Origin of the sequence: Gaetbulibacter aquiaggeris (assembly GCF_044003965.1) — a bacterium.
GTDB classification, from domain to species: Bacteria; Bacteroidota; Bacteroidia; order Flavobacteriales; family Flavobacteriaceae; genus Yeosuana; species Yeosuana aquiaggeris.
Map to the genome: position 1 here is coordinate 1,141,023 of NZ_JBAWKC010000001.1, position 21,799 is coordinate 1,162,821.

General features: G+C 33.0%; 23 protein-coding genes. 8 read left to right on the forward strand and 15 right to left on the reverse strand.

Features of this window, described 5'->3' with window-relative positions; translation table 11 throughout:
- Window positions 1-23: 23 nt before the first annotated feature.
- A complete protein-coding gene (locus tag V8G56_RS04770; RefSeq protein WP_395437307.1) occupies window positions 24-2,654 on the forward strand; it encodes a valine--tRNA ligase in 2,631 nt (876 codons plus the stop codon).
- Between the two features lie 71 nt (window positions 2,655-2,725).
- On the opposite strand, the gene V8G56_RS04775 is transcribed toward V8G56_RS04770, so the two are convergent.
- From V8G56_RS04775 to rsfS, 7 genes are all read right to left on the reverse strand, one after another.
- Window positions 2,726-3,322: an SET domain-containing protein gene (locus V8G56_RS04775; RefSeq protein WP_395437308.1), complete on the reverse strand. Its 597-nt coding sequence runs from the start codon at window positions 3,320-3,322 to the stop codon at window positions 2,726-2,728.
- Between the two features lie 55 nt (window positions 3,323-3,377).
- Complete coding sequence (locus tag V8G56_RS04780) at window positions 3,378-3,644, reverse strand: acyl-CoA-binding protein (RefSeq protein WP_395437309.1); 267 nt, start codon at window positions 3,642-3,644, stop codon at window positions 3,378-3,380.
- Entirely contained in the window at window positions 3,637-4,293 is a 657-nt protein-coding gene (locus tag V8G56_RS04785) for a phosphatidylserine decarboxylase family protein (protein ID WP_395437310.1), read from the reverse strand. The genes V8G56_RS04780 and V8G56_RS04785 overlap by 8 nt, the downstream gene beginning before the upstream one ends.
- Entirely contained in the window at window positions 4,283-5,104 is an 822-nt protein-coding gene (locus V8G56_RS04790; RefSeq protein ID WP_395437311.1) for a phosphatidate cytidylyltransferase, read from the reverse strand. Before V8G56_RS04790 ends, V8G56_RS04785 begins: the two co-directional genes overlap by 11 nt.
- Window positions 5,105-5,159: 55 nt before the next feature.
- A complete protein-coding gene (locus V8G56_RS04795) occupies window positions 5,160-5,768 on the reverse strand; it encodes an LUD domain-containing protein (protein ID WP_395437312.1) in 609 nt (202 codons plus the stop codon).
- 116 nt (window positions 5,769-5,884) lie between these two features.
- The gene (gene ftsH / locus V8G56_RS04800; protein ID WP_395437313.1) at window positions 5,885-7,825 is read right to left on the reverse strand and encodes an ATP-dependent zinc metalloprotease FtsH; all 1,941 of its coding nucleotides are present in this window, start codon (window positions 7,823-7,825) and stop codon (window positions 5,885-5,887) included.
- Between the two features lie 6 nt (window positions 7,826-7,831).
- Window positions 7,832-8,203, reverse strand: coding sequence for a ribosome silencing factor (rsfS, locus tag V8G56_RS04805; RefSeq protein ID WP_331630546.1), 372 nt, complete (start codon window positions 8,201-8,203; stop codon window positions 7,832-7,834).
- Window positions 8,204-8,297: 94 nt separating this feature from the next.
- Between rsfS and V8G56_RS04810 the strand changes: the two genes are divergently transcribed.
- Complete coding sequence (locus V8G56_RS04810) at window positions 8,298-9,029, forward strand: biotin--[acetyl-CoA-carboxylase] ligase (RefSeq protein ID WP_395437314.1); 732 nt, start codon at window positions 8,298-8,300, stop codon at window positions 9,027-9,029.
- Here V8G56_RS04810 and V8G56_RS04815 read toward each other — a convergent pair.
- Window positions 9,026-9,421, reverse strand: a complete 396-nt coding sequence (locus V8G56_RS04815) for an SRPBCC domain-containing protein (RefSeq protein ID WP_395437315.1) — start codon at window positions 9,419-9,421, stop codon at window positions 9,026-9,028. The genes V8G56_RS04810 and V8G56_RS04815 overlap by 4 nt on opposite strands.
- Window positions 9,422-9,476: 55 nt before the next feature.
- Window positions 9,477-10,121 (reverse strand): orotate phosphoribosyltransferase, encoded by a 645-nt coding sequence (gene pyrE / locus V8G56_RS04820; protein WP_395437316.1) that lies wholly within the window; start codon window positions 10,119-10,121, stop codon window positions 9,477-9,479.
- Window positions 10,122-10,251: 130 nt separating this feature from the next.
- Here pyrE and V8G56_RS04825 point away from each other — a divergent pair, with 130 nt between their 5' ends.
- The gene (locus tag V8G56_RS04825) at window positions 10,252-10,833 is read left to right on the forward strand and encodes an NUDIX hydrolase (protein WP_395437317.1); all 582 of its coding nucleotides are present in this window, start codon (window positions 10,252-10,254) and stop codon (window positions 10,831-10,833) included.
- A gap of 154 nt (window positions 10,834-10,987) precedes the next feature.
- Here the strand turns inward: V8G56_RS04825 and V8G56_RS04830 are convergent, their stop codons facing one another.
- Together V8G56_RS04830 and V8G56_RS04835 are read right to left on the reverse strand one after the other, a co-directional pair.
- The gene (locus V8G56_RS04830) at window positions 10,988-12,547 is read right to left on the reverse strand and encodes an outer membrane protein assembly factor BamB family protein (protein ID WP_395437318.1); all 1,560 of its coding nucleotides are present in this window, start codon (window positions 12,545-12,547) and stop codon (window positions 10,988-10,990) included.
- Window positions 12,548-12,679: 132 nt separating this feature from the next.
- The gene (locus V8G56_RS04835) at window positions 12,680-14,422 is read right to left on the reverse strand and encodes a M14 family metallopeptidase (RefSeq protein ID WP_395437319.1); all 1,743 of its coding nucleotides are present in this window, start codon (window positions 14,420-14,422) and stop codon (window positions 12,680-12,682) included.
- Between the two features lie 97 nt (window positions 14,423-14,519).
- Between V8G56_RS04835 and V8G56_RS04840 the strand changes: the two genes are divergently transcribed.
- Window positions 14,520-16,142, forward strand: a complete 1,623-nt coding sequence (locus V8G56_RS04840; RefSeq protein ID WP_395437320.1) for a SulP family inorganic anion transporter — start codon at window positions 14,520-14,522, stop codon at window positions 16,140-16,142.
- Between the two features lies 1 nt (window position 16,143).
- On the opposite strand, the gene coaD is transcribed toward V8G56_RS04840, so the two are convergent.
- On the reverse strand, window positions 16,144-16,599 hold the full coding sequence (gene coaD, locus V8G56_RS04845) for a pantetheine-phosphate adenylyltransferase (RefSeq protein ID WP_395437321.1): 456 nt from the start codon (window positions 16,597-16,599) through the stop codon (window positions 16,144-16,146).
- A gap of 18 nt (window positions 16,600-16,617) precedes the next feature.
- Complete coding sequence (locus tag V8G56_RS04850; protein ID WP_395437322.1) at window positions 16,618-17,592, reverse strand: D-alanine--D-alanine ligase; 975 nt, start codon at window positions 17,590-17,592, stop codon at window positions 16,618-16,620.
- A gap of 217 nt (window positions 17,593-17,809) precedes the next feature.
- Here V8G56_RS04850 and V8G56_RS04855 point away from each other — a divergent pair, with 217 nt between their 5' ends.
- A complete protein-coding gene (locus tag V8G56_RS04855; protein WP_395437323.1) occupies window positions 17,810-18,367 on the forward strand; it encodes a PASTA domain-containing protein in 558 nt (185 codons plus the stop codon).
- Complete coding sequence (locus V8G56_RS04860) at window positions 18,367-19,413, forward strand: RluA family pseudouridine synthase (protein ID WP_395437324.1); 1,047 nt, start codon at window positions 18,367-18,369, stop codon at window positions 19,411-19,413. Before V8G56_RS04855 ends, V8G56_RS04860 begins: the two co-directional genes overlap by 1 nt.
- A 26-nt stretch (window positions 19,414-19,439) precedes the next feature.
- On the opposite strand, the gene V8G56_RS04865 is transcribed toward V8G56_RS04860, so the two are convergent.
- On the reverse strand, window positions 19,440-19,802 hold the full coding sequence (locus V8G56_RS04865) for a PID-CTERM protein-sorting domain-containing protein (protein ID WP_395437325.1): 363 nt from the start codon (window positions 19,800-19,802) through the stop codon (window positions 19,440-19,442).
- 338 nt (window positions 19,803-20,140) lie between these two features.
- Between V8G56_RS04865 and yaaA the strand changes: the two genes are divergently transcribed.
- A complete protein-coding gene (gene yaaA, locus V8G56_RS04870; RefSeq protein WP_395437326.1) occupies window positions 20,141-20,899 on the forward strand; it encodes a peroxide stress protein YaaA in 759 nt (252 codons plus the stop codon).
- Here the strand turns inward: yaaA and V8G56_RS04875 are convergent, their stop codons facing one another.
- Complete coding sequence (locus V8G56_RS04875) at window positions 20,900-21,034, reverse strand: 30S ribosomal protein THX (RefSeq protein ID WP_395437327.1); 135 nt, start codon at window positions 21,032-21,034, stop codon at window positions 20,900-20,902.
- A 213-nt stretch (window positions 21,035-21,247) separates the two neighbouring features.
- Here V8G56_RS04875 and V8G56_RS04880 point away from each other — a divergent pair, with 213 nt between their 5' ends.
- Complete coding sequence (locus tag V8G56_RS04880; RefSeq protein ID WP_395437328.1) at window positions 21,248-21,793, forward strand: alpha-ketoglutarate decarboxylase; 546 nt, start codon at window positions 21,248-21,250, stop codon at window positions 21,791-21,793.
- Window positions 21,794-21,799 lie beyond the last annotated feature (6 nt).

Below are 21,799 nucleotides of genomic sequence, written 5' to 3' on the forward strand. Positions count from 1 at the left end.
ATATTCAAAAACTATTCCAAAGTATGCAAATTCCATCAAAATATGACGCTAGTCAGGTAGAAAGTAAATGGTATGAATACTGGATGAGCCATAATTTTTTTCATTCAGAACCGGATGAAAGAGAACCATATACTATTGTAATTCCACCTCCAAATGTAACTGGGGTTTTGCATATGGGACATATGCTTAATAATACTATTCAGGATGTGCTCATTCGTCGTGCTAGACTTCAAGGTAAAAACGCTTGTTGGGTTCCTGGTACTGACCATGCATCTATTGCTACTGAAGCAAAAGTTGTTGCCAAATTAAAAGAGCAGGGCATTGATAAAAACGATTTGTCGCGTGAGGAGTTTTTAAAACATGCCTGGGAATGGACACATGAATATGGTGGTGTGATTCTGGAACAATTGAAAAAATTAGGTTGTTCATGTGATTGGGACCGAACAAAATTCACTATGGATGATGACATGAGTGAGGCGGTAATCAAAGTGTTTGTAGATTTATTTAATAAGGGCTTAATTTATCGGGGTTACCGCATGGTTAACTGGGATCCTGAGGCTAAAACAACTTTGTCAGATGAAGAGGTTATATATGAAGAACGTCAAGGGTTATTATATTACATAAAATATCAGGTTGAAGGAACAAAGGATTATTTAACCATAGCAACGACACGTCCAGAAACTATTTTTGGGGATACGGCCATATGTATTAATCCAAATGATGACAGGTTTAAACATCTTAGTGGTAAAAAGGCCATTGTGCCTGTTTGTAAAAGAGTCATCCCAATAATTGAAGACGAATATGTAGATATGGAATTTGGGACAGGTTGTTTAAAAGTAACACCTGCACATGATGAAAATGACAAGATTTTAGGGGATAAACACCAGCTTCAGGTGATTGATATTTTTAACCCCGACGCAACTTTAAATAGTTTTGGATTGCATTATGAAGGTAAAGACCGTTTTGTTGCCAGGAAGGAAATACACATAGAATTAGAAGAGAAAGGGCATTTAGTTAAAACTGAAAACTATTTAAACAAAGTAGGAACTAGTGAGCGAACTAAGGCTGTTATTGAGCCTAGATTGTCGGATCAGTGGTTTTTAAAGATGGAAGATTTAGTGAAGCCAGCTATTAAGGCGGTTTTAGAAGACGGAGAAGTAAAGTTGTTTCCTAAAAAGTTTGAAAATACCTATCGACACTGGATGGAAAACATTCGTGATTGGAATATTTCCCGTCAGTTATTATGGGGACAACAAATACCTGCTTATTATTATGGTGATGGTAAAGAAGATTTTGTAGTAGCAGAAAATATTGAAGATGCTTTAGAACTGGCAAAGGAAAAATCAAATAATTCGGTATTAACCTTTGCTGATTTATCTCAGGATACGGACGCCTTAGATACCTGGTTTTCATCTTGGTTATGGCCCATAAGCGTCTTTGATGGTATTAGAAATCCAGAAAATAAAGATATTCAATATTATTATCCAACCAATGATTTGGTAACAGGGCCAGATATTTTATTTTTCTGGGTGGCCAGAATGATTATTGCTGGATATGAATATAGAGGTGAGAAACCATTTCAAAATGTATATCTAACAGGATTAGTACGCGATAAGCAACGACGTAAAATGAGTAAATCGCTAGGTAACTCACCGGATGCCTTAAAACTGATTGAAGAATTTGGTGCTGATGGTGTGCGTGTTGGATTATTGTTGAGTTCTGCCGCAGGCAATGACCTGTTATTTGACGAGGCCTTATGTCAACAAGGAAAGGGTTTTGCTAATAAAATATGGAATGCCTTCAGATTAATAGAAGGTTGGGAAGTTGCAGAAATAGAGCAGCCAAAATCTTCAAAAATAGCGATTGATTGGTTCGAAGCTAAATTTCAGGAAACCCTATTAACTATAGAAGATCACTTTAGTAAATACCGTATTAGTGATGCTTTGATGGAAACATACAAACTGATTTGGAATGATTTCTGTTCATGGTTTTTAGAAATGATAAAGCCCGAGTATCAAAAACCAATAGATAAAGTAACTTATCAGGCGGCTATTTCAATTTTAGAGAATAATTTAAAATTATTACATCCGTTTATGCCATTTTTAACGGAGGATATCTGGCAGTATATTTTAGAAAGAACACCTGAGGAAGCTTTGATTGTTTCCAAATGGCCTGTGCATTCAAGCTTTGACAAGGCGTTAATAGCTGAATTTGATTTTGCTTCGGAAGTTGTTTCTGGTATCAGAACCATTAGAAAAGAAAAGAATATCCCTTTTAAGGATGCTCTTCAGTTTTCAGTAATCAATAATGAAAATGTCAGTAAGACTTTTGATGAGGTTATAATAAAACTGGGTAATCTAGAAGCAATTAATTATGTGTCTGAAACAGTTGATGGCGCATTAACTTTTAGAGTAAAATCAAATGAGTATTTTATTCCAATAATTGGTGCCATTGATGTGGAAGCAGAGATTAAAAAACTGACAGAAGAATTAAATTACACGCAAGGATTTTTGAAATCTGTACAAAAGAAACTATCTAATGAGCGTTTTGTAGCAGGAGCACCGGAGCAAGTGATTGCAAATGAACGAAACAAAGAAGCAGATGCCTTGGCAAAAATTGAAACCATTAAAGCCAGTTTGGCAAGTTTAAACTAGATTTTTACATTTCCATAAAATTCAAATGAATGTGCAGTAGTCTAATAAATAACTTTTCATTTTTTTCTTGTTTATAATTTATCTTTTGCAGAATAGAAGTTTTTAATGATCGATTCCATGGGTTTTTTGTTTTCTGAAACCTCCATAATTTCGTTCCAGAGGTTTTCTGGTATTAAGGATCTGAGGGGTTGTTCAAGTTTAGGAATTCTATTAAAAACCTTTAGTAGTTTTTTATCCCACATTTTTGAATATTTCAGCAAATCATCTGGATACACCACTTTTCTTTTAGTGCCTTCATCAATTCCTCTAAATGGTTTAGAAATATTTAGGTAACCATAATCATCCGTTAATTGTTCGCCAGGGTGAATGTCTCTTATGGCAATTTCAAAATCATAGGCAGTGCTTAAGCAGTTAGAATTGAAACTGTGATTCACATAGCGTCCATGGTCCCAACAAAGCACCAGATTGCCATTACTATTTCTAAAGGTATAAGTTTCCAAAATATCTTGATAAAGTGCATCCATGGCTTTAAATGCATCAGGGCTAAATTCCCGGTCTAATTTATCCAAAGCCCAGGTAATGGTGCCAGCAGGAATAAACTCTGTTGCCACTACGCCATGTCCAATCTCATTGCTTATAAATTTAAGTTCCGTTTTTGGGTGTATCATACACTTGTGTATTAATTAAAAATTAATTAAGTATAAAATGGGAATCAAACTAAACCTATTTTCTATATAAAAAGTAGGTGTTTACTAGCTCAATGTAGGTGCTTTTCGCTTCATCTTGAGAGATATCTTTAATTTGAAACAAAGCATTGGTTTTAAAAGCATTTATTATGGGCTTTTTACTACTTGGTTGCCCGTAATCATTAGTGGCTTTTTTATAATATGCATAGAGTCGAAGTAAAAAATCTGCAGGAAAAGGCTCAATATGTGCATTCACACGATTAACAGCCTCTTGAAACTCTTTATCTAAATCTCTATTAGTCATTAATTTCAGCTATAATGCTTTCTCCACCACTAACCTTTTGGTTGAGTTTTACTTTAATTTTAGAATTTAAAGGTAAAAATAAATCTACTCTTGAACCAAATTTAATAAATCCTGAATCACTTCCTTGAATTACTTCATTATTTATTTCAGCATAATTAACAATTCTCTTAGCAAGTGCGCCAGCAATTTGGCGATACAAAACCTTACCATAGGTTGGGTTTTCAACCACTACTGTGGTACGTTCATTTTCTTCACTGGCTTTAGGATGCCATGCTACTAAGTATTTTCCTGGGTGATATTTACTAAACACAACACTTCCGCCAACGGGATATCTTGTAACATGCACATTTAAGGGTGACATAAAAACGCTTACTTGTAATCTTTTGTCCTTAAAATATTCTTTTTCAAAAACTTCTTCAATCACTACCACTTTTCCATCAACAGGAGAGACAACTTGAGTATCATCAAGAACTGTTTTTCTTTTTGGATTTCTGAAAAACTGAAGAATTAATATTAAAAAGCCCAACAATAAAAACCAAATGGTGTTTTGAATCCAAACTTTATGGATGAAATTATCTACAAGTAGAAAGCAAGCAACTACAAATATGAACGTTGTAAATATAATTTTATGTCCTTCTTTATGAAACATATTGTATAATTCTTATAAATAAATAAATAAATGGTGCAGCAAAAATAATACTGTCTAAGCGATCTAGTAAACCACCATGACCTGGCATAATAATTCCGCTATCTTTAACCTTTGCCTGACGTTTAAATTTTGATTCTATTAAATCACCAATAGTGCCAAAAACACTAATAATAATACTTAAAATCAGCCAATTATTAAAGGTTAAAGTTAAAGTAAAGGTAGCAATAAAATAACTCGCAATACACGAAAAAAACAAGCCCCCTAAAAATCCTTCAACGGTTTTTTTTGGTGAAATTTTTTCAAATAATTTTTGCCTACCAAAATTTTTACCAATTAAATAAGCAAATGAATCATTAACCCAAATTAATATAAATGATCCTAGTAAAATATCAGGATTATATGATTTATGGTAATTGGCAATAAGGATTAAAAACACAAAAGCACTGGAAATATAAAATGTAGTAAGTATAAAACGCTTCGTTATGAAAAGGGGTATAGATTTTTCTGAAAATAGATCCTTAATTAAAAAGAGCTCAACAAAAATAGTGATTACCATAAGAATTTGTGTGGCTTCATCTAATCCTAAATTAAAATTAACTTCCAGTTGCAAGTAACCAAATACAATGAAGAATATCACAAAAATGACATATGGTATTTTACTTTTTAACTGAATTAATTTATTGAATTCAATTAAACAAATAATGCCAAACACAAAAAACAAGGCCATTAATGTTTCAATGCTATAAAGTGAGAAGATTAAAAGCGATACATAGAACAAACCAGAAAGGGCACGAATTAAAATATCTTTCATTTTAAATGATTTGTTTTATTAAATTAATATGTTTGGAAATAAACAATAATATTATTTAAAGATCTTCTAGAAGTAGCAAATATAAATTTTTTGAACTACTTCCGTAGCTTAAAAAGTCTTTTTCGTCAGAAGATTTAAAATGTTTTATAGTAGTAATATTTGTAGGAATTCTTTGTTTGTTTTTAAATTTAATGCCACGTAAACCCTCTCCAATAGTTTCAACCATTTGACTGGTAGTGGCAAAAACAACAAAATTGGGAGGAAGCTCTGTTAATTTTTTTTCTGCAATTTGGAGGGATGAAATGAGTAAAGACCCGTCATTGGCTATTAAATTTTCACAAGTAGTAATAAAATATGTAGAATCACTTATTTTATTGGTTGTTGTTAAACCAGCATTTTTAAATTTATCTTTAAGATTAGAGTCTATAAATAATGCCTTTTTGTCTTCCCAATGATTCTCTTGAATAATATTTTCTAAACTTTGAAAAACCTCATCTAAATCTTCACAATACAGAAACTTACCACCATTAGCTTTAAAGTTTATTGTAAACTTTTCATCTATTGGTAATTTAATTTCGGGCATATATTTGCCACGTTCGCCAGATTTTAATTCTTCTTCTTTATTATCAGATTTAGAACCAAATATTTTTCTAAAAAGACTCATTTAAGGTTATGCTATTAACTCAGTTTTTATTGGAGTTTCTCAAATATAAAAAATCTTAAACTAATCATTCGATTAATTTAAGATTTTTGTTATTGCTATAGAAGAAATTTAAAAATTTATTCGACGACTGTTTCAATTTCCTCATTATTAAAATCCCTTTTTCCAAAGATTTTCTCAAGATTATCCTTAAAAATAACCTCTTTTTCTAATAATACATTAGCCAGTTCTGTAAGTTTATCTTTATTATCTTCAAGCAGTTTAATGGCACGTTTGTATTGCGTTTCAATTAGGTCTGAAATTTCTTTGTCAATCAATTCAGCAGTTTTTTCACTGTAGGGTTTTGTGAAACCGTATTCATTCTGTCCTGAAGAATCATAATAAGTTAGGTTGCCAACTTTATCACTTAAGCCATAAATAGTGACCATGGCTCTGGCTTGTTTGGTTACTTTTTCCAAATCACTAAGTGCTCCTGTAGAAATTTTATTAAAAATAACTTTCTCTGCGGCTCTTCCTCCTAAGGCGGCACACATTTCATCAAGCATTTGTTCTGGGTGAACAATGAGACGTTCTTCAGGTAAATACCAAGCAGCTCCTAGTGATCTACCACGAGGAACAATGGTTACTTTTACCAATGGTGCAGCATGTTCAAGCATCCAGCTTACTGTGGCATGTCCAGCTTCATGAAACGCAACGGCTCGTTTTTCACCAGGTGTTATAATTTTATTTTTCTTCTCTAATCCACCAATAATTCGGTCAACAGCATCTAAGAAATCTTGTCTGTCAACTTCTTTTTTGCCGTTTCTGGCAGCAATTAAAGCGGCTTCATTACAAACATTAGCAATATCGGCTCCTGAAAAACCAGGCGTTTGTTTGGACAGAAAATCAAGGTCTAAATCTTTAGCTTTTTTAAGAGGTCGTAAATGAACTTCAAATATTTCTTTACGCTCTCTAACATCTGGAAGGTCTACAAAAATTTGTCTGTCAAATCGTCCAGCCCGCATTAAAGCCGTATCTAATATATCAGCTCTGTTAGTGGCAGCAAGCACAATAACGTTAGTATTGGTGCCAAAACCGTCCATTTCAGTTAATAGCTGATTAAGCGTATTTTCACGCTCATCATTACTTCCAGACATCGCATTTTTACCTCTGGCGCGACCAATGGCATCAATTTCATCAATAAAAATGATTGAAGGTGATTTTTCTTTAGCTTGCTTGAATAAATCTCTTACTCTTGAAGCTCCAACACCCACAAACATTTCAACAAAGTCAGATCCAGACAATGAGAAGAAGGGCACTTTAGCTTCACCAGCCACGGCTCTCGCCAATAATGTTTTTCCTGTTCCTGGAGGTCCAACAAGTAAGGCCCCTTTTGGAATTTTTCCACCTAAAGAGGTGTATTTTTCTGGGAATTTAAGAAAATCCACAATTTCTTGAACCTCTTCTTTAGCTCCTTCAAGACCAGCAACATCTTTAAATGTTGTTTTTACTTCAGTATTTTGATCAAAAAGTTTAGCTTTTGATTTTCCAATATTAAATATTTGACCACCAGCACCTCCACCAGCACCACCAGACATGCGGCGCATAATAAAAATCCATACCCCAATAAGTAATATGAAAGGAAGAACACTGATTAATAAATCCCCAAAGAAATTATCTTCTGTTATATAAACAGGTGTTAAGTTCAACTGGTTCTCTTTAATAACCTCGTTTAACTGATTTTGAAAAATCTGTAAATCACCAAACTCAAATTTATAGTTGGGTAATTTGGTGGCAGTAGGTATTAAGGTATTTGGAATTGATTTTTTATGAATTTCTTTTTGCTCTGCTTCTCTTGTTAAATAAACTTTAGCAATGCGTTTATTGACAATTTCAACCTTTGTAACATCACCATCAGCAACAAATTGTAAAAATTGGGTGGGATTTGTTGTGCTTCCTTCTTGAGAGCCAACACTACTGAATACCTGAATTGCCAAGAAAACCGCGATCACGATGCCATAAATCCAATAAGGATTGAATTTTGGTTTTTTGTCTTTTATATTATTTTTTTCGTTTGCCATTCTTTTTTAATAACTAGTTTCTATTATTGTTGTTTTAGCATCACCCCAAAGACTTTCAATATCATAATAATCTCTGATATGTTTTTGGAACACATGAACTACAACATTTACATAATCTAAAAGAATCCATTCCGCATTATCAGCTCCTTCAACATGCCATGGATGGTCTTTTAATTCTTTACTTACTTTCTTCTGGATAGAATTTGAAATGGCGTTTACCTGTGTATTTGAAGTTCCCTCACAAATAATAAAGTAATCACAAACCGTATTTTCTATGTCTCTTAAATCAAGAATACTTATTTCATTTCCTTTGACATCTTCAATGCTACTTATTATTACCGATATGAGTTGGTCTGCGCTTATATGTTCTTTCGCCATTAATTTTATTTAAATTTGTGCAAAGTTATTATTTTTTTAGTTCTTTATACCTTAAATTAATCATAAGATTCTATAGTACTATAATAACTATTTAATGCATCTAATCAAACTTAATGCCATCGATTCTACTAACAGCTATTTAAGAAAGCTTTCTAGCGATGCTGAGTTAGTAGATTATACGGTTGTTTCCGCAAAATATCAAACAAATGGCAGAGGGCAAATGGGGACAGTTTGGAATTCTGAAAGCTCTAAAAACCTAACAGTGAGCGTGTTTAAAGATGTTTCAAAGTTATATTTAGAGCATCCGTTTTATATAAGTATGGCCACTTCATTGGCATTAATTAAAACATTACAAAGTTTTTCAATACCTAAACTGAGTATAAAATGGCCTAACGACATTTTGTCAGAGGATAAAAAGATCTGTGGTATTTTGATTGAAAATGTCATAAAACAAAATCGTTTACGAGCTAGTATTATTGGGGTTGGTTTAAATGTCAATCAAACTGATTTTGAAGGTTTACCAAAGGCAGCTTCTCTAAAATTATTATTAGGAAACACTTTTAATGTTGAGGAAGTGCTTTACACTCTGATTAAATATTTAAAATATTATTTTATGTTTTTAAGAAAAGAAGAATATTATTTAATAAAACGAGAATATGAATCTTTTCTTTTTAGAAAAAATAAACCCTCAACATTTAAGGATATAGAGGGCGTGTCTTTTTCAGGAATTATAAAAAATGTTTCTTCTTCAGGCAGTCTTCAGGTTTTAATAGAAGATGATATTATCAAAGATTTTGATTTTAAAGAGCTTACGCTTTTATACTAAATTGATTTTGGGATACTAGTAGCCAATGTCTCAATAAATTTAGTGATAGGTCCTTTGATCATCATAGCCATCATAGGATTAAAATCACCACTAAACTCCAACTGCACCTCGCTTGAATTTTCGTTTAATTCGACGATATTGCCGGTAAGTGAGAAGTCTAATTTGCCACCAGCGGCGCCAAGAACAATTTTATTGGGTGAAGAAAGTTCCTTTTTTTTAAGCGTAATTTCAGGCATTCCTTTTAATGCAAAAAGAAAAGTATCCTCACTTAAAACTTCAAACTTACTGATATTTTCAGGCATTAACGACTCAAAATTTTTGATATCAGATAAAAAATCAAATACCTCTTGAGGAGATTTATCAACATTTATTTTCGGAGATTCTAAATTCATTCGTGTTGTTTTTTATTAAGAGCTTAGTTCATTACTAAACATCATGTCATGTGTATCAATTAGCGTTCCATTCGCTTGGATTTGAATTCCAGACTGACAATGTTTCTAATTCTTTTTGAGCAATATAATTAGTAGCCAAGGCTTGTTCTAATAAACTTTCATAATTACTTAAGGTATGAAGCGTAATGTTTTCTTTTTTGAAGTTTTCAGTTGCCACATCAAAGCCATAAGAAAAAATAGCCACCATACCTTTCACATGAACTTCGGCCTCTTTTAACGCTTTAACCGCATTTAAGCTACTTTTTCCAGTACTAATTAAATCTTCAACGACAACTACGTTTTGGCCTTTTTGAACAAACCCTTCAATTTGATTTTGTCTGCCATGTCCCTTCGCTTCAGGTCTAACATATATAAAGGGTAATCCCAAATATTCAGCAACCAGTACTCCAATACCTATAGCGCCTGTGGCAACCCCTGCTATAACATCTGGTTTCCCATAAAGCTTCTCTATTTCTTTCCCCATAATTTCTCTAATATAGTTTCGTATTGGAGGAAAAGATAAAATAATACGGTTATCACAATAAATAGGTGATTTCCAGCCTGAAGCCCAGGTAAATGGTTCACTTGGACTAAGTTTTATGGCATTCACTTGTAATAAAACTTCAGCCGTCTTTCTAGCAATTTCTTTATTAAAAATCATAACTGCAAAATTACATATAAAATTAGTTTTTCATAACAGATGGGTATGATTTAAAATATTTTTTTCAACATTGGTTAAATTGTATTATAAAATGATATTTTTACGAAATTGAAATTGTTAAATAACTCGCATGTTTAAAGTTTTTGTCAATGACAAACCTATTACCTTAACAACCAAAGTTGAACAAGAAACCAATTTTAAGAATTATTTACTTAATACGGTTCATATTGGAAAAGTAATAAAGGACTTAAATACAACCTCGTTAAAAGAGGTGCGGCTTATTCATAAAGATAAAGATAAACTTCTTAAAAAGTTTCTTAAAAAATTACCAAATGTAGTTGCTGGTGGGGGCAAAGTCTTCAATGAAAGGGGTGAAATCTTATTTATCTATAGAAATGACAAATGGGATTTGCCAAAAGGAAAAATTGAAGGGAACGAATCTATTGAAAATACAGCCATAAGAGAAGTTACGGAAGAAACTGGTGTTAACGGATTAAAAATTGTGAAACCTTTAGAAACCACCTATCATATTTTTAAACGTAATGGTAAACACAGAATAAAAGTGACTTATTGGTTTGAAATGAAAACCAATTTTGATGGTCAATTATATGCGCAAGAAGGAGAAGGTATTACCAAGGTGGAATGGCTAAATAAAGAGCAAACTGCAGAAGCACTTGAGAATTCTTATGCTAATATTAGAGGGTTGATTTGAGTTTTTTAAGGTTTGTTTAACGATGGCAAAATGAAAAGTTCCGCATTTTAAAATATCATAAATTTGATATATTTTGACGGGGGTTTATAGTTTAAAAAAGAACATATTTAGTACTGTATTCATAGTTTTTTATATTGCGTGTAATTGAATTTATTTAATCTTTATTGATGATTTCCGTCAAATTAATCGCAAAAAAACTATTTTCTTGTCTGTCATATAATGTTTCACCAATCAGAAAAGCTTTTGAGGTCGCCTCAATTTCAGCAACTTTCTTACCTTCATTATCAATTATCAAAGTTAATTTATCTTTTGCAAAAAATTTATAATCTTTGGTTTTCAAGTAATAGATATTTAAATCTTCAAAATCTATTGTTTTAGTTATGTTCAATTGATTATCAACCGCCACTATTTTATTATTATTTGTAAAAACAAAAACTTTTGTGGTATCCGATTGGATAATGTTTCTCAAGTCGCCATTTTCATTGGTTCCAAAGACTTGATTCCCAACAAAATACTTTAAGTCTCCATATTCTTGTTCAGAGAAACTTATTTCCTTTACCAAATCTCCAGTCTCTTGAGAATATTTGGCAAGTCGATTTTTGAAAACCAAATAAATTTCCTTATCCAAAATATGAAATCCAAGAATTGGGTCGTCTTTTACATTTATTAATGACAAATATTTTTGTTCGCCCGTGTCTTTATTAAATGCAGCAATAAAAGGAGTTCCAAAATTCAATTTCCTATTGCCCATATATGCGTAACCTTTATTAATCATAAAGACAAGGCTGTCATTCGTAAAAATTGACGATTTACTTTGTAAATCACCCTGAAAAGGATGATTCCAAATAACTTCTCCAGTATCTTTATTAATCTTCACTAATTGGTCCTTCGAGGATAAATAGAGATTTAAACTGTCCAGCAGTACATTGGAAACAATATCTCTAACCAAATTATGTCCGGTTGATACTACACCAACTCCAGTTAATACCCCAAGAGCCATCCCAGCTACATTTTTTGCAATGGTCTCCGTATAGTCTTTTTTTCCTGTAATAGTATGGTAATCCCAACCACTTCCATTTTTAATATTTATTGAATGTAACCCAGCAGCAGCAACAATTAAAGTTGAATCATTAGTATAAAAAATATTATTCCATGTATATTCCCTATTTAATTCTTTTTTCCAAATTACTTCTCCATTTTTCAGATTAATCCCTTCAAGCTCATCTTTATTTCCTGATAAACTTTTAATTCTATAGCCTATTCCAATGTTGTGTTTTGGGTCAACAAAATAGATGTCGTTTTTGACTTTCCAAAGTTCATTACCATTATCAATATCTAAACAATAACTATTATTATAAGTTGTGTAAATCAACGTGTTGCTAAATTGCTGCAGATCGCTTGTTTGATAGGCAATTTTTTTGTTCCATTTGAGTTTCTTTTTGTTTAGGTCATAAAGCAAGATATTTCCAAAATTGTCGAGCCATTTACCATTTTTACTTAATTTTCTCAATTGGACTGTTAGAAATCCTGTGATTGTATCAAGATATATTTCTTCTATCCTTTCTGGAAAAATGTACTCAATTCCTTTTATTTCTGAACTGTCAAGAAGAGATTTACCTAAAACTATCTCATTGCTCAATACTTTAAAATCAAGTTTCTGACTGAACGAGTCCAATGAAAATAAAATAAATATTCCTAAAATAATTATTCTCATTTTGTCACTTTATTTTTCTGATATAAAGTTGTTTTATAAATGTCCTAATAAAATGATATCAAAGGTTTTAAGGGCCTATATCAGCAGTTAAACAAAGTTATCATTTTTTTGGTAAAAAATCAATCGCAAAGTCTAATTAATAATTCTATAAACAGGATATTGCAAATGCGCTTTTTCATAATGGTCACTTTGTTGGTGTAACCAGTCTAGTTGAGCATACCAGCTGTTTGCGAAAGTGGTATCAGTTGTTTTTTTGGCCTCAAAAGTTGTTTTTAAATCAGGGTTTTTATCCAATAGTTCCAGGGCTAAATCTTCCCAGATATAGGGTGAAAAACCTTCCTTTTGTTGTAAAATAGTGTCAAAGAAATTCCAGTTAAAAAAAGAGTCTGGCGCTTGTGGTTCCAAGGTTTCTAATAAATATCTTATGGCGGATTGATTGGTATGAATTATATAATCACCTTTAGCAAAAGTGATCTTTTCAGTTTTCACGTCTAAAGTTGTATTGTAATGTATATAATGACCTTCAAAAGGTGTTTTTACCGTTTCGTAAGATTTAATTTTATATGATTCCACAGATATGGTTGTGTAGGCATCAAAACGCCCCATTTTAACCGCATTTAGTTTTAATAAATCAATTATATTAAACCAACCTTGAGGTATGATGTAGGCTTTGGGAATAGTAACTTCATCACTTGGTTTGAAATAATTATAATAGGTTACAGGTTTGGTAAAAGGTGTGTCTCTGTTATATTTTAATCTTGGAAATCCCGTAATCTCACTAGTTATGGTTTCACCTTCATAGCCTTTAAAGTTTAAAGTCGTTGTTTTTGTTGAATCTATGACCCAGTTAAGAGGATAGGCCGATCCTTCTTTAAAATTATTGTTCGTCTCATTTCTTAATGAAGAAATAGCTGATTGATCTTCTTCCACGATTTCAATCATACTTTTCATAAGTTCATACGTGCCTTCAACACGCTGTTTATAAGGCTTTAGCATATGTGTTTCTACTATCATTCCTAATGTATTCCATAGAGTGGTATAACCTGTTGAATATCTGGCATGATCAAAAAACTGACTAAATCCAGTATCAGGCACTCGGTTGAAAACATTAACATATGGTGTGATGCCCCATTCTTTTGTAGCTAATTTTTGTTCCAGTTCCGGCATCATTTTATTTTGAATATAATTTCCTAAAGTACCACCCAGTTTATCGTGTTGAGTGAATAAATGGGTTAAGGCATATTGGTAATCGGCTCCATTACTTACATGATTATCAATAAAAACATCTGGTTTTACCAAATGAAATATTTGAGTAAATGTCCTGGCGTTTTTAGTGTCACATTTGATAAAGTCTCTGTTCAAATCATAGTTTCTGGCATTACCTCTAAAGCCATATGCTCTGGGGCCATTTTGGTTCGTTCGTGTGGTTGAGTTTCTGTTCAAACTACCGCCAACATTATAAATGGGAATGGTGACTAAAACCGTATTTTTAGGTGTTTCAATTTTTCCAGTTGCTAAATCTCTAAATAACATCATAGAGGCATCAATACCATCCGATTCGCCAGGATGAATGCCATTATTTATGAGTATGATGTTTTTTGATTTATGAATAGTTTTAAAATTAAATTCTTTATCGGGATTAAAAGTGACCAGATGTAATGGTTTCCCAGAATCTGTTTCTCCTATTTCTTGAATGGAAATCTTACGGTATTTATTTGCTAAATTTTTATAATATAAAATCGTTTCATCATAGGTAGCCGTTTCAAAACCATCAGATTTTTCAAAAGGAGTTTCAAAATCATCATTCTCATTTTTAATAGAAGGATTACACGATATGATTAAAATAAGAAGTGCAGCAACAGAAAATAATTTCATTTCACGCGATTTAATGGTCTAAATTAAGGAATTATTAAAAATAAAGGCTTGGTCATCTTTATATTAACTGTAAATTTGCCGCTTCAAAAATAGAACCATGGAAGAATTTATAAGAAAGCAAACGGCCAACGCCAAAAATGATATTTTAAGTGGATTCACTGTAGCACTGGCTTTAGTGCCAGAGGCCGTTGCTTTTGCTTTTGTTGCAGGTGTTGATCCGTTGGTTGGCTTGTATGCCGCTTTTATGGTTGGGTTTATAACAGCCGTTTTTGGAGGGCGCCCAGGGATGATTAGTGGTGCTACCGGTGCCTTGGCAGTGGTTATGGTGGCTTTAGTGGCAGAAGGGAATGCCATGGGTGCTGAATCAGAGAATTTAGGACTCTATTACTTGTTCGCTACTGTTATTTTAATGGGAGTTATACAAATGTTAGCCGGGTTTTTAAAACTCGGTAAATTTATTCGTTTAATTCCACATCCGGTTATGATGGGATTTGTTAATGGTTTAGCCATCGTTATTTTCTTGTCTCAATTAAAAATGTTTATGACTTATGAAGACGGAGAGATGGTCTGGATGCAAGGCTCACAACTTTTAATTATGGTAGGTCTGGTTGCTTTAACTATAGGAATTATGTTTGGCTTGCCAAAACTTACCAAAAAACTACCTGAAGCCCTGATTGCTATTTTGGTGGTCTCAGCCATTGTTATTTTTGGCAAACTGGATGTAGCTACGGTTGGAAGTTTTATTAGAGATGGTGGAGGAGAAGGTTTAAAAGGCGGTTTGCCACAATTTCAATTTGATATTTTCAGTAAAGTGCCTTTCAATTTTCAAACTATAAAATTCATCTTTCCGTATGCCTTAATACTGGCGGCTATTGGACTCATTGAATCATTAATGACCCTTAATTTGGTTGATGAGTTGACTGAAACCAGAGGGGATACCAACCGTGAGTGTTTAGCTCAAGGTGGCGCCAATATTGTGACTGGATTTTTTGGTGGAATGGGAGGTTGTGCTATGATTGGTCAATCATTGATTAATATTAAAGGAGGCGGAAGAGGAAGGTTGTCTGGTATTGTGGCCGCTTTAGCCTTATTAGTATTTGTTTTATTTGCATCAGGACTCATTGAGCAAGTGCCAATTGCGGCATTAGTAGGTGTCATGTTTATGGTGGTTATAGGCACTTTTGCTTGGAGTAGTTTTAGAATTTTAAATAAGATTCCTTTAAGTGACGTGATTGTTTTAGTGGCCGTTTCAGCTTTAACTGTGATGTTTGATTTGGCTATTGCGGTGATTGCTGGGGTTATCATGAGCGCCTTGGTATTTTCATGGGAAAATGCCAAACGTATTAGAGCCCGCAAGCGCATGCGTGAAGATGGCACTAAAGTGTATGAAATCTGGGGGCCATTATTTTTTGGTTCTATAATAGCTTTTAATGATAAGTTTGATGTTAAAAACGATCCGGAAAAGGTGGAGATTGACTTTGTGGAATCTCGTATCAGCGATCATTCCGCCATTGAAGCTATTTTTAATCTGGTAAATAAATATGAAGCTGAAGGCAAATCAATAAAACTTAAGCACTTAAGTGAAGATTGTAAAATATTGCTTTACAAATCGAATCCTAAGTTTCATGAAGTCATTGAAGAAGACATTGACGATCCAAGATATCATTTAGCCGAAAACCCTGAAGCCTTTACAAAAGGATTGGGAGAATATAAACTTTAGATTACTTGACCCTAACACTATCGGGCACCAAAACAGTATAATCGCCATGGTTCCTAATCACATCCCGTACAATACTTGAGCTGATAAAAGAGGTTCTTGCAGAGGTTAATAAGAAAACGGTTTCTATTTTTGAAAGTTGCCTGTTGGTATGAGCTATGGCTTTTTCAAACTCAAAATCAGCCGGATTTCTTAAGCCGCGTAATATGAAAGGCACTTTTATTTCTTTACAAAATTGAACGGTTAAGCCTTCATAAGTTACCACTTTAACCTTTGGTTCGTCTTTAAAAGTGTCTTCAATGAAATGTTTCCGCTCTTCTAAAGAGAACATATAATTTTTCTCTGAGTTGATACCAATAGCTACAATCACTTCATCAAATAATGCCACACCACGTTTAATAATATCAACGTGTCCTAATGTTAAGGGATCAAAAGATCCAGGAAAAAGTGCTTTCTTCATAATTTAAAATTACAATTTTTATTTTAAAGCTTCTTCAATAGCATTATCAAATAACTCACTAAGACTGATGCCGGCGCATGCGGCTTGCTGTGGTAAGATGCTTTGTCTGGTTAAACCAGGCACCGTATTGACTTCAAGTAAATGAGGTTCTCCATCTTTAAAAATATACTCACTTCTTGAAAAACCTTTCATTTTTAAAACCTCATACACCTGTTTGGCTACCTTATTTACTTTGTTTTCTTGTTCTTTTGATAGGCGTGCCGGGGTAATTTCCTGAGATTCGCCCAGATATTTAGCTTTGTAATCAAAAAAGTCATTGTTAGATACTATTTCTGTGATGGGCAATACTTTGGTGGTGCCTTTATAGGTAATCACACCAACAGACACTTCGGTGCCATCTAAAAACGATTCAATAATAATTTCATCATCTTCTTTAAAAGCAACCTCAATAGCTTGTTGTAAATCGTCTTTTTTATAGACTTTAGTGATTCCAAAACTACTTCCGGCTTTATTTGCTTTTACAAAGCACGGTAAGCCTACTTTTTTAATGATGGCGTCTTCATTGATGGTGTCACCTAAATTAACATAAAAAGATTCCGCCGTTTTAATACCATAAGGTTTTAATACACTTAAGCAATCACGCTTGTTAAAGGTCAAACTTGCCTGATACATGCCACAACTGGTTTGTGGTATGTTTAGAAGTTTAAAATAAGCTTGCATAAAACCGTCTTCTCCCGGAGAACCATGAATCGCATTAAATACGCAATCAAAGCTAATTTTTGATTGGTTTACAGTTACTGAAAAATCATTTTTATCTATAGGGAATTCCTTATTGCTAGTGTCAACATACACCCATTTATCTTTAAAAACATGAATGCGATAGGCATTGTATTTTGAAGGGTTTAAAGTTTCAAAAACAACGTTTCCACTTTTCAATGAGATTTCATATTCACTGGAATAACCTCCCATAATGATAGCAATATTTTTTTTCATGTCGTCAATCAGGTTTCTTAAATCAAATATTTCTTTAGTAAAAGACGTTTTGTAAAAATATCACTTATTTATTCCAAACAATCGTGTCAGGAAAAAAATTATTGCAACTTTTTAAACTTTTTTCAAAGGGTGCAACGTATATAATACAAACGAAAATTAAACCAATTAAATTTTAAAACATAAAATTGTTTAGTTTTGTCAAAACTATTGAATATCCATGAGCCTTATTAAATTCCTTTCTAGTAAAACCTTTTTTAAACAATTGGGATTGGCCGTTGTTGCCATAATAGTATTAAGTTTTATACTATTAAAATGGTTAAACATTTCAACTAATCACGCTGATTTTCAGACGGTGCCCAACCTTACCGGTAAATCAATAAGTGTTGCTCAAATAGAACTTGAACAAAATAATTTAGAACTTAAAATTCAGGACTCGGCCAATTTTAATCCGAAATACGCGAGGTTCTCAGTGATTGAACAAGATCCAAAAGCAGGCACCAAGGTTAAAAAGGACAGAAAAATTTATATCACGCTAAATCCTTCAGGTTACAGAAAAATGTCTGTGCCAGATTTAAAAGAACAGACTTTCAGACAAGCAAAACCAACCCTTGAGGCCATAGGTTTTACAATTGGAAAAGTCACTTATGTTGATAATATTGGGAAGGATATGGTGCTTAAAATGACGTTTGAAGGAAAAGAAATTAAACCGGGAGCAATGTTACCTAAAACATCAAAAATTGATTTAGTACTTGGTAATGGAAACAGACCAGACTAATGATAGAAGACTATATTTCAAACGTGCCAGAAGATGATAATGATGATCTGTATGAACATCATGCATTTACAGTGGATAAAGGCCAATCACCACTTCGTATAGATAAATACTTAATGAATCGCATTGAAAATGCGACAAGGAACAAAATCCAGGAAGGTGCCAAAAATGGCAGTATTTTTGTAAATGGTGTGCCCGTAAAATCAAATTATAAGGTAAAGCCTTATGATGTGATTAAAGTGTTGTTTGCCCATCCTCCTTATGAAAATTTGTTGGTTGGAGAAGATATTCCTTTAGATGTTGTTTATGAAGATGACACTTTGCTGGTAGTAAATAAACCTGCGGGTATGGTAGTGCATCCTGGGCATGGCAATTATTCAGGCACTTTAATAAATGCCCTTATTTATAGATTTGATAATTTACCAAATAACTCCAGTGATCGCCCTGGGCTGGTTCACAGAATTGATAAAGATACCAGTGGACTTTTGGTCATTGCTAAAACAGAGCAGGCCATGGCACATTTATCGCTTCAGTTTGCTGAAAAAACCAGCGAACGCGAATATGTGGCTTTAGTCTGGGGAAATGTTGAAAATGAAGAAGGGACCGTAGAAGGTAATATAGGCAGACACCCTAAAAACAGACTACAAAACACCGTCTATTTTGGAGATGACGCGGATAAAGGGAAACCGGCCATCACACATTATAAGGTCTTAGAACGGTTGGGTTATGTCACTTTGCTGTCATGTAAGTTAGAAACTGGCAGAACGCATCAAATACGGGTGCACATGAAACATATTGGACATACGCTTTTTAATGATGAGCGTTATGGTGGTGAAAAAATATTAAAAGGCACAACGTTTACCAAGTACAAGCAATTTGTAGATAATTGTTTTAAAATATTACCACGCCAAGCGTTGCATGCTAAAACATTGGGGTTTATCCATCCTAAAACTGGTGAGTTTATGCGTTTTGAATCAGAAATTCCTGAGGATATGCAGCAGTGTATTGAAAAATGGCGCTTATATGTAAAACATCAGGATATAGAGTAAAAACGCAATTAAATTGCGTTTAATTGTTAAAGCAAAGAATTATTTTTATTGTTGCGTAATTTTTTTACTCCAAAAGCAGCAGCACTAATTACTAGGATTCCAAGACCGCCATCTAATGGAATGGAATCTCCATTATTCTGGTTGTTACCACCACCTTCATTATGCTCATTATTAGCATTATTAGCATTATTAGCATTATTGGCATTATTAGCACCTTCACTTTTTTGATGCTTTTTGTGACGACCATTAAATAAATTATGGAAAAATTCTGATACACTATCTGCAAAATTTAATGGAGTAGCCGCATTCATGTCAGTGGAAAACGACAAGGTACATATGATTAATAGTACACTAATAGTTTTAGGTAAAGATTTTTTGTTTGTTTTCATTATTTTATAGATTCGTGTTAATAGTCATAACAAAGATTATTAATTATTAACAGGATTAGTTATATAATTACTTGATATGTTTACATAAAACACTGATTTTATTTTCTTATAACCGACCAAAAGCTATTAAATCTGTTTTCATGTTAGTTAGCTTTTTTTTAAGTTAATACTCTTATTATTTTGTTATCTAAAATCGGTTTAAAATTAGAAGAAGACGATTTTTAATGAGAAGATACTATCACTTCAATCTATCTAACTATTATAAATAATTGTAATGTACATTTTTCAATCTTATGCAGTAATTGTAAATTTGAACTGAAATACAAACTGATGATGTTATGAAACTTGTTTTATCACCTGCAAAATCGCTGGATTTTGAAACTAAATTGCCAACCACCCAAGCTACTCAAGCTTTATTTTTAAAAGAGTCAGAGCGCCTTAATAAGCTACTAAAAAAGAAATCGGCAAAAAGTTTGTCAAAGCTTATGAGCATCTCAGACGCTTTGGGACAACTTAATTATGAGCGCAACCAAGAATGGCAATTGCCTTTTACAAATGAAAATGCACGTCAGGCCATTTATGCTTTTAATGGTGATGTTTACAGAGGTTTGGATGCCTATACCATCAAGGAAGATCAATTAGATACCCTTCAAAGTACCGTTAGAATACTTTCGGGTTTATATGGTGTTTTAAAACCTATGGATTTAATACAGCCGTATCGTTTAGAAATGGGCACAAAAATGCCTGTTGGTAAGCATAAGAACTTATATCAGTATTGGAGTAAAGCAGTTACCAAAGCTTTAAATGAAGAACTTCAGGAGGATGAGTTATTTTTAAATCTTGCTAGCAGTGAGTATTTTAAGGTTATTGATACCAAGTCACTTAAAGTGCCTGTGACTCACATTGAATTTAAAGACTTTAATAAAGGCGAATATAAAATAATTGGCATTTTTGCAAAATTAGCACGCGGACTTATGACGCGTCATATAATAGATACCAATGCAAAAACGTTAGATGATATTAAAGGCTTTAATTATGAGGGCTATGGTTTTAGCGAAGCCATGTCAAAAGATAATCACTTGGTATTTATAAGGTAATTATTTTGCAGTTGCCTTATTGTTGATATCTAATTTATTTTCAACTGAACGTCTTTTTTTTATTCTAGGTCTTCTGGTACCAAAAGTACCTCTGTTTATTTTTCCGCGCTTTGTTTTTTTGTCTCCTTTACCCATAATTTAGTGTATTTTGGAAGTAATAAAATACAAAAATTTATAGAAATAAACAAGTAACTCATTGATTCGTTTTGGTTTTTATACTTTGTCAATTGGAGGTTTGTGTTTTAAAAAACCAAAGGGGGGCGACTAAATATTTTTTTCAAACCTCGAAATTTATAATAATTTAATATTATTTTAGTTTGAGTATGGATACAACAAAAAAAAGATGCTATGAAAAAATCTATTGATTATTATAAAAAAATGACCATTTCAATAGTCCTGTTTTTTATATTTTCATTCCCTTTATTGGCGCAAAATAACAAATCTATTGGTACTTCAAGTGATTTTTGGAATCATGTGCGCTTTGGCGGTGGTATTGGTTTAAGTTTTGGAGATGGCTTTTTTAGTGGAACACTGGCACCAAGTGCCATTTATCAATTTAATGAGCAAGTGGCTCTAGGCCTTGGGTTAAGCGGTACTTACAACACCCAGAAAGATTTGTATAAATCATCTATTATTGGAGCTAGTATAGTGGGTTTGGTAAATCCTATAACTGCAATTCAGCTTTCTGCCGAATTTGAAGAACTTAATGTAAGCAGAAAATGGGATAGCAGAACCGGTTTTGCAGATGAAAATTACTGGTATCCGGCCATATTTTTAGGAGTGGGATATAACAGCGGACCAGTAACTTTTGGAATTAGATTTGATGTGCTTTATGATAGAAATAAGAGTATTTACTCAGAGGCATGGGTGCCTTTTGTAAGAGTCTATTTTTAGCTAATG

Excerpts from the sequence above, each read along its gene's own strand:
- yaaA (WP_395437326.1), top strand. The coding sequence starts at position 20,141 with ATGAAACTTGTTTTATCACCTGCAAAATCGCTGGATTTTGAAACTAAA.
- V8G56_RS04850 (WP_395437322.1), bottom strand. The coding sequence starts at position 17,592 with ATGAAAAAAAATATTGCTATCATTATGGGAGGTTATTCCAGTGAATAT.
- coaD (WP_395437321.1), bottom strand. The coding sequence starts at position 16,599 with ATGAAGAAAGCACTTTTTCCTGGATCTTTTGATCCCTTAACATTAGGA.
- V8G56_RS04790 (WP_395437311.1), bottom strand. The coding sequence starts at position 5,104 with ATGAAAGATATTTTAATTCGTGCCCTTTCTGGTTTGTTCTATGTATCG.
- V8G56_RS04865 (WP_395437325.1), bottom strand. The coding sequence starts at position 19,802 with ATGAAAACAAACAAAAAATCTTTACCTAAAACTATTAGTGTACTATTA.
- V8G56_RS04830 (WP_395437318.1), bottom strand. The coding sequence starts at position 12,547 with ATGAGAATAATTATTTTAGGAATATTTATTTTATTTTCATTGGACTCG.
- rsfS (WP_331630546.1), bottom strand. The coding sequence starts at position 8,203 with ATGGCGAAAGAACATATAAGCGCAGACCAACTCATATCGGTAATAATA.
- V8G56_RS04815 (WP_395437315.1), bottom strand. The coding sequence starts at position 9,421 with ATGAATTTAGAATCTCCGAAAATAAATGTTGATAAATCTCCTCAAGAG.
- V8G56_RS04880 (WP_395437328.1), top strand. The coding sequence starts at position 21,248 with ATGAAAAAATCTATTGATTATTATAAAAAAATGACCATTTCAATAGTC.
- V8G56_RS04810 (WP_395437314.1), top strand. The coding sequence starts at position 8,298 with ATGCATCTAATCAAACTTAATGCCATCGATTCTACTAACAGCTATTTA.
- V8G56_RS04875 (WP_395437327.1), bottom strand. The coding sequence starts at position 21,034 with ATGGGTAAAGGAGACAAAAAAACAAAGCGCGGAAAAATAAACAGAGGT.
- V8G56_RS04855 (WP_395437323.1), top strand. The coding sequence starts at position 17,810 with ATGAGCCTTATTAAATTCCTTTCTAGTAAAACCTTTTTTAAACAATTG.
- V8G56_RS04840 (WP_395437320.1), top strand. The coding sequence starts at position 14,520 with ATGGAAGAATTTATAAGAAAGCAAACGGCCAACGCCAAAAATGATATT.
- V8G56_RS04795 (WP_395437312.1), bottom strand. The coding sequence starts at position 5,768 with ATGAGTCTTTTTAGAAAAATATTTGGTTCTAAATCTGATAATAAAGAA.
- V8G56_RS04770 (WP_395437307.1), top strand. The coding sequence starts at position 24 with ATGCAAATTCCATCAAAATATGACGCTAGTCAGGTAGAAAGTAAATGG.
- V8G56_RS04775 (WP_395437308.1), bottom strand. The coding sequence starts at position 3,322 with ATGATACACCCAAAAACGGAACTTAAATTTATAAGCAATGAGATTGGA.
- V8G56_RS04825 (WP_395437317.1), top strand. The coding sequence starts at position 10,252 with ATGTTTAAAGTTTTTGTCAATGACAAACCTATTACCTTAACAACCAAA.
- pyrE (WP_395437316.1), bottom strand. The coding sequence starts at position 10,121 with ATGATTTTTAATAAAGAAATTGCTAGAAAGACGGCTGAAGTTTTATTA.
- V8G56_RS04780 (WP_395437309.1), bottom strand. The coding sequence starts at position 3,644 with ATGACTAATAGAGATTTAGATAAAGAGTTTCAAGAGGCTGTTAATCGT.
- ftsH (WP_395437313.1), bottom strand. The coding sequence starts at position 7,825 with ATGGCAAACGAAAAAAATAATATAAAAGACAAAAAACCAAAATTCAAT.
- V8G56_RS04785 (WP_395437310.1), bottom strand. The coding sequence starts at position 4,293 with ATGTTTCATAAAGAAGGACATAAAATTATATTTACAACGTTCATATTT.
- V8G56_RS04835 (WP_395437319.1), bottom strand. The coding sequence starts at position 14,422 with ATGAAATTATTTTCTGTTGCTGCACTTCTTATTTTAATCATATCGTGT.
- V8G56_RS04860 (WP_395437324.1), top strand. The coding sequence starts at position 18,367 with ATGATAGAAGACTATATTTCAAACGTGCCAGAAGATGATAATGATGAT.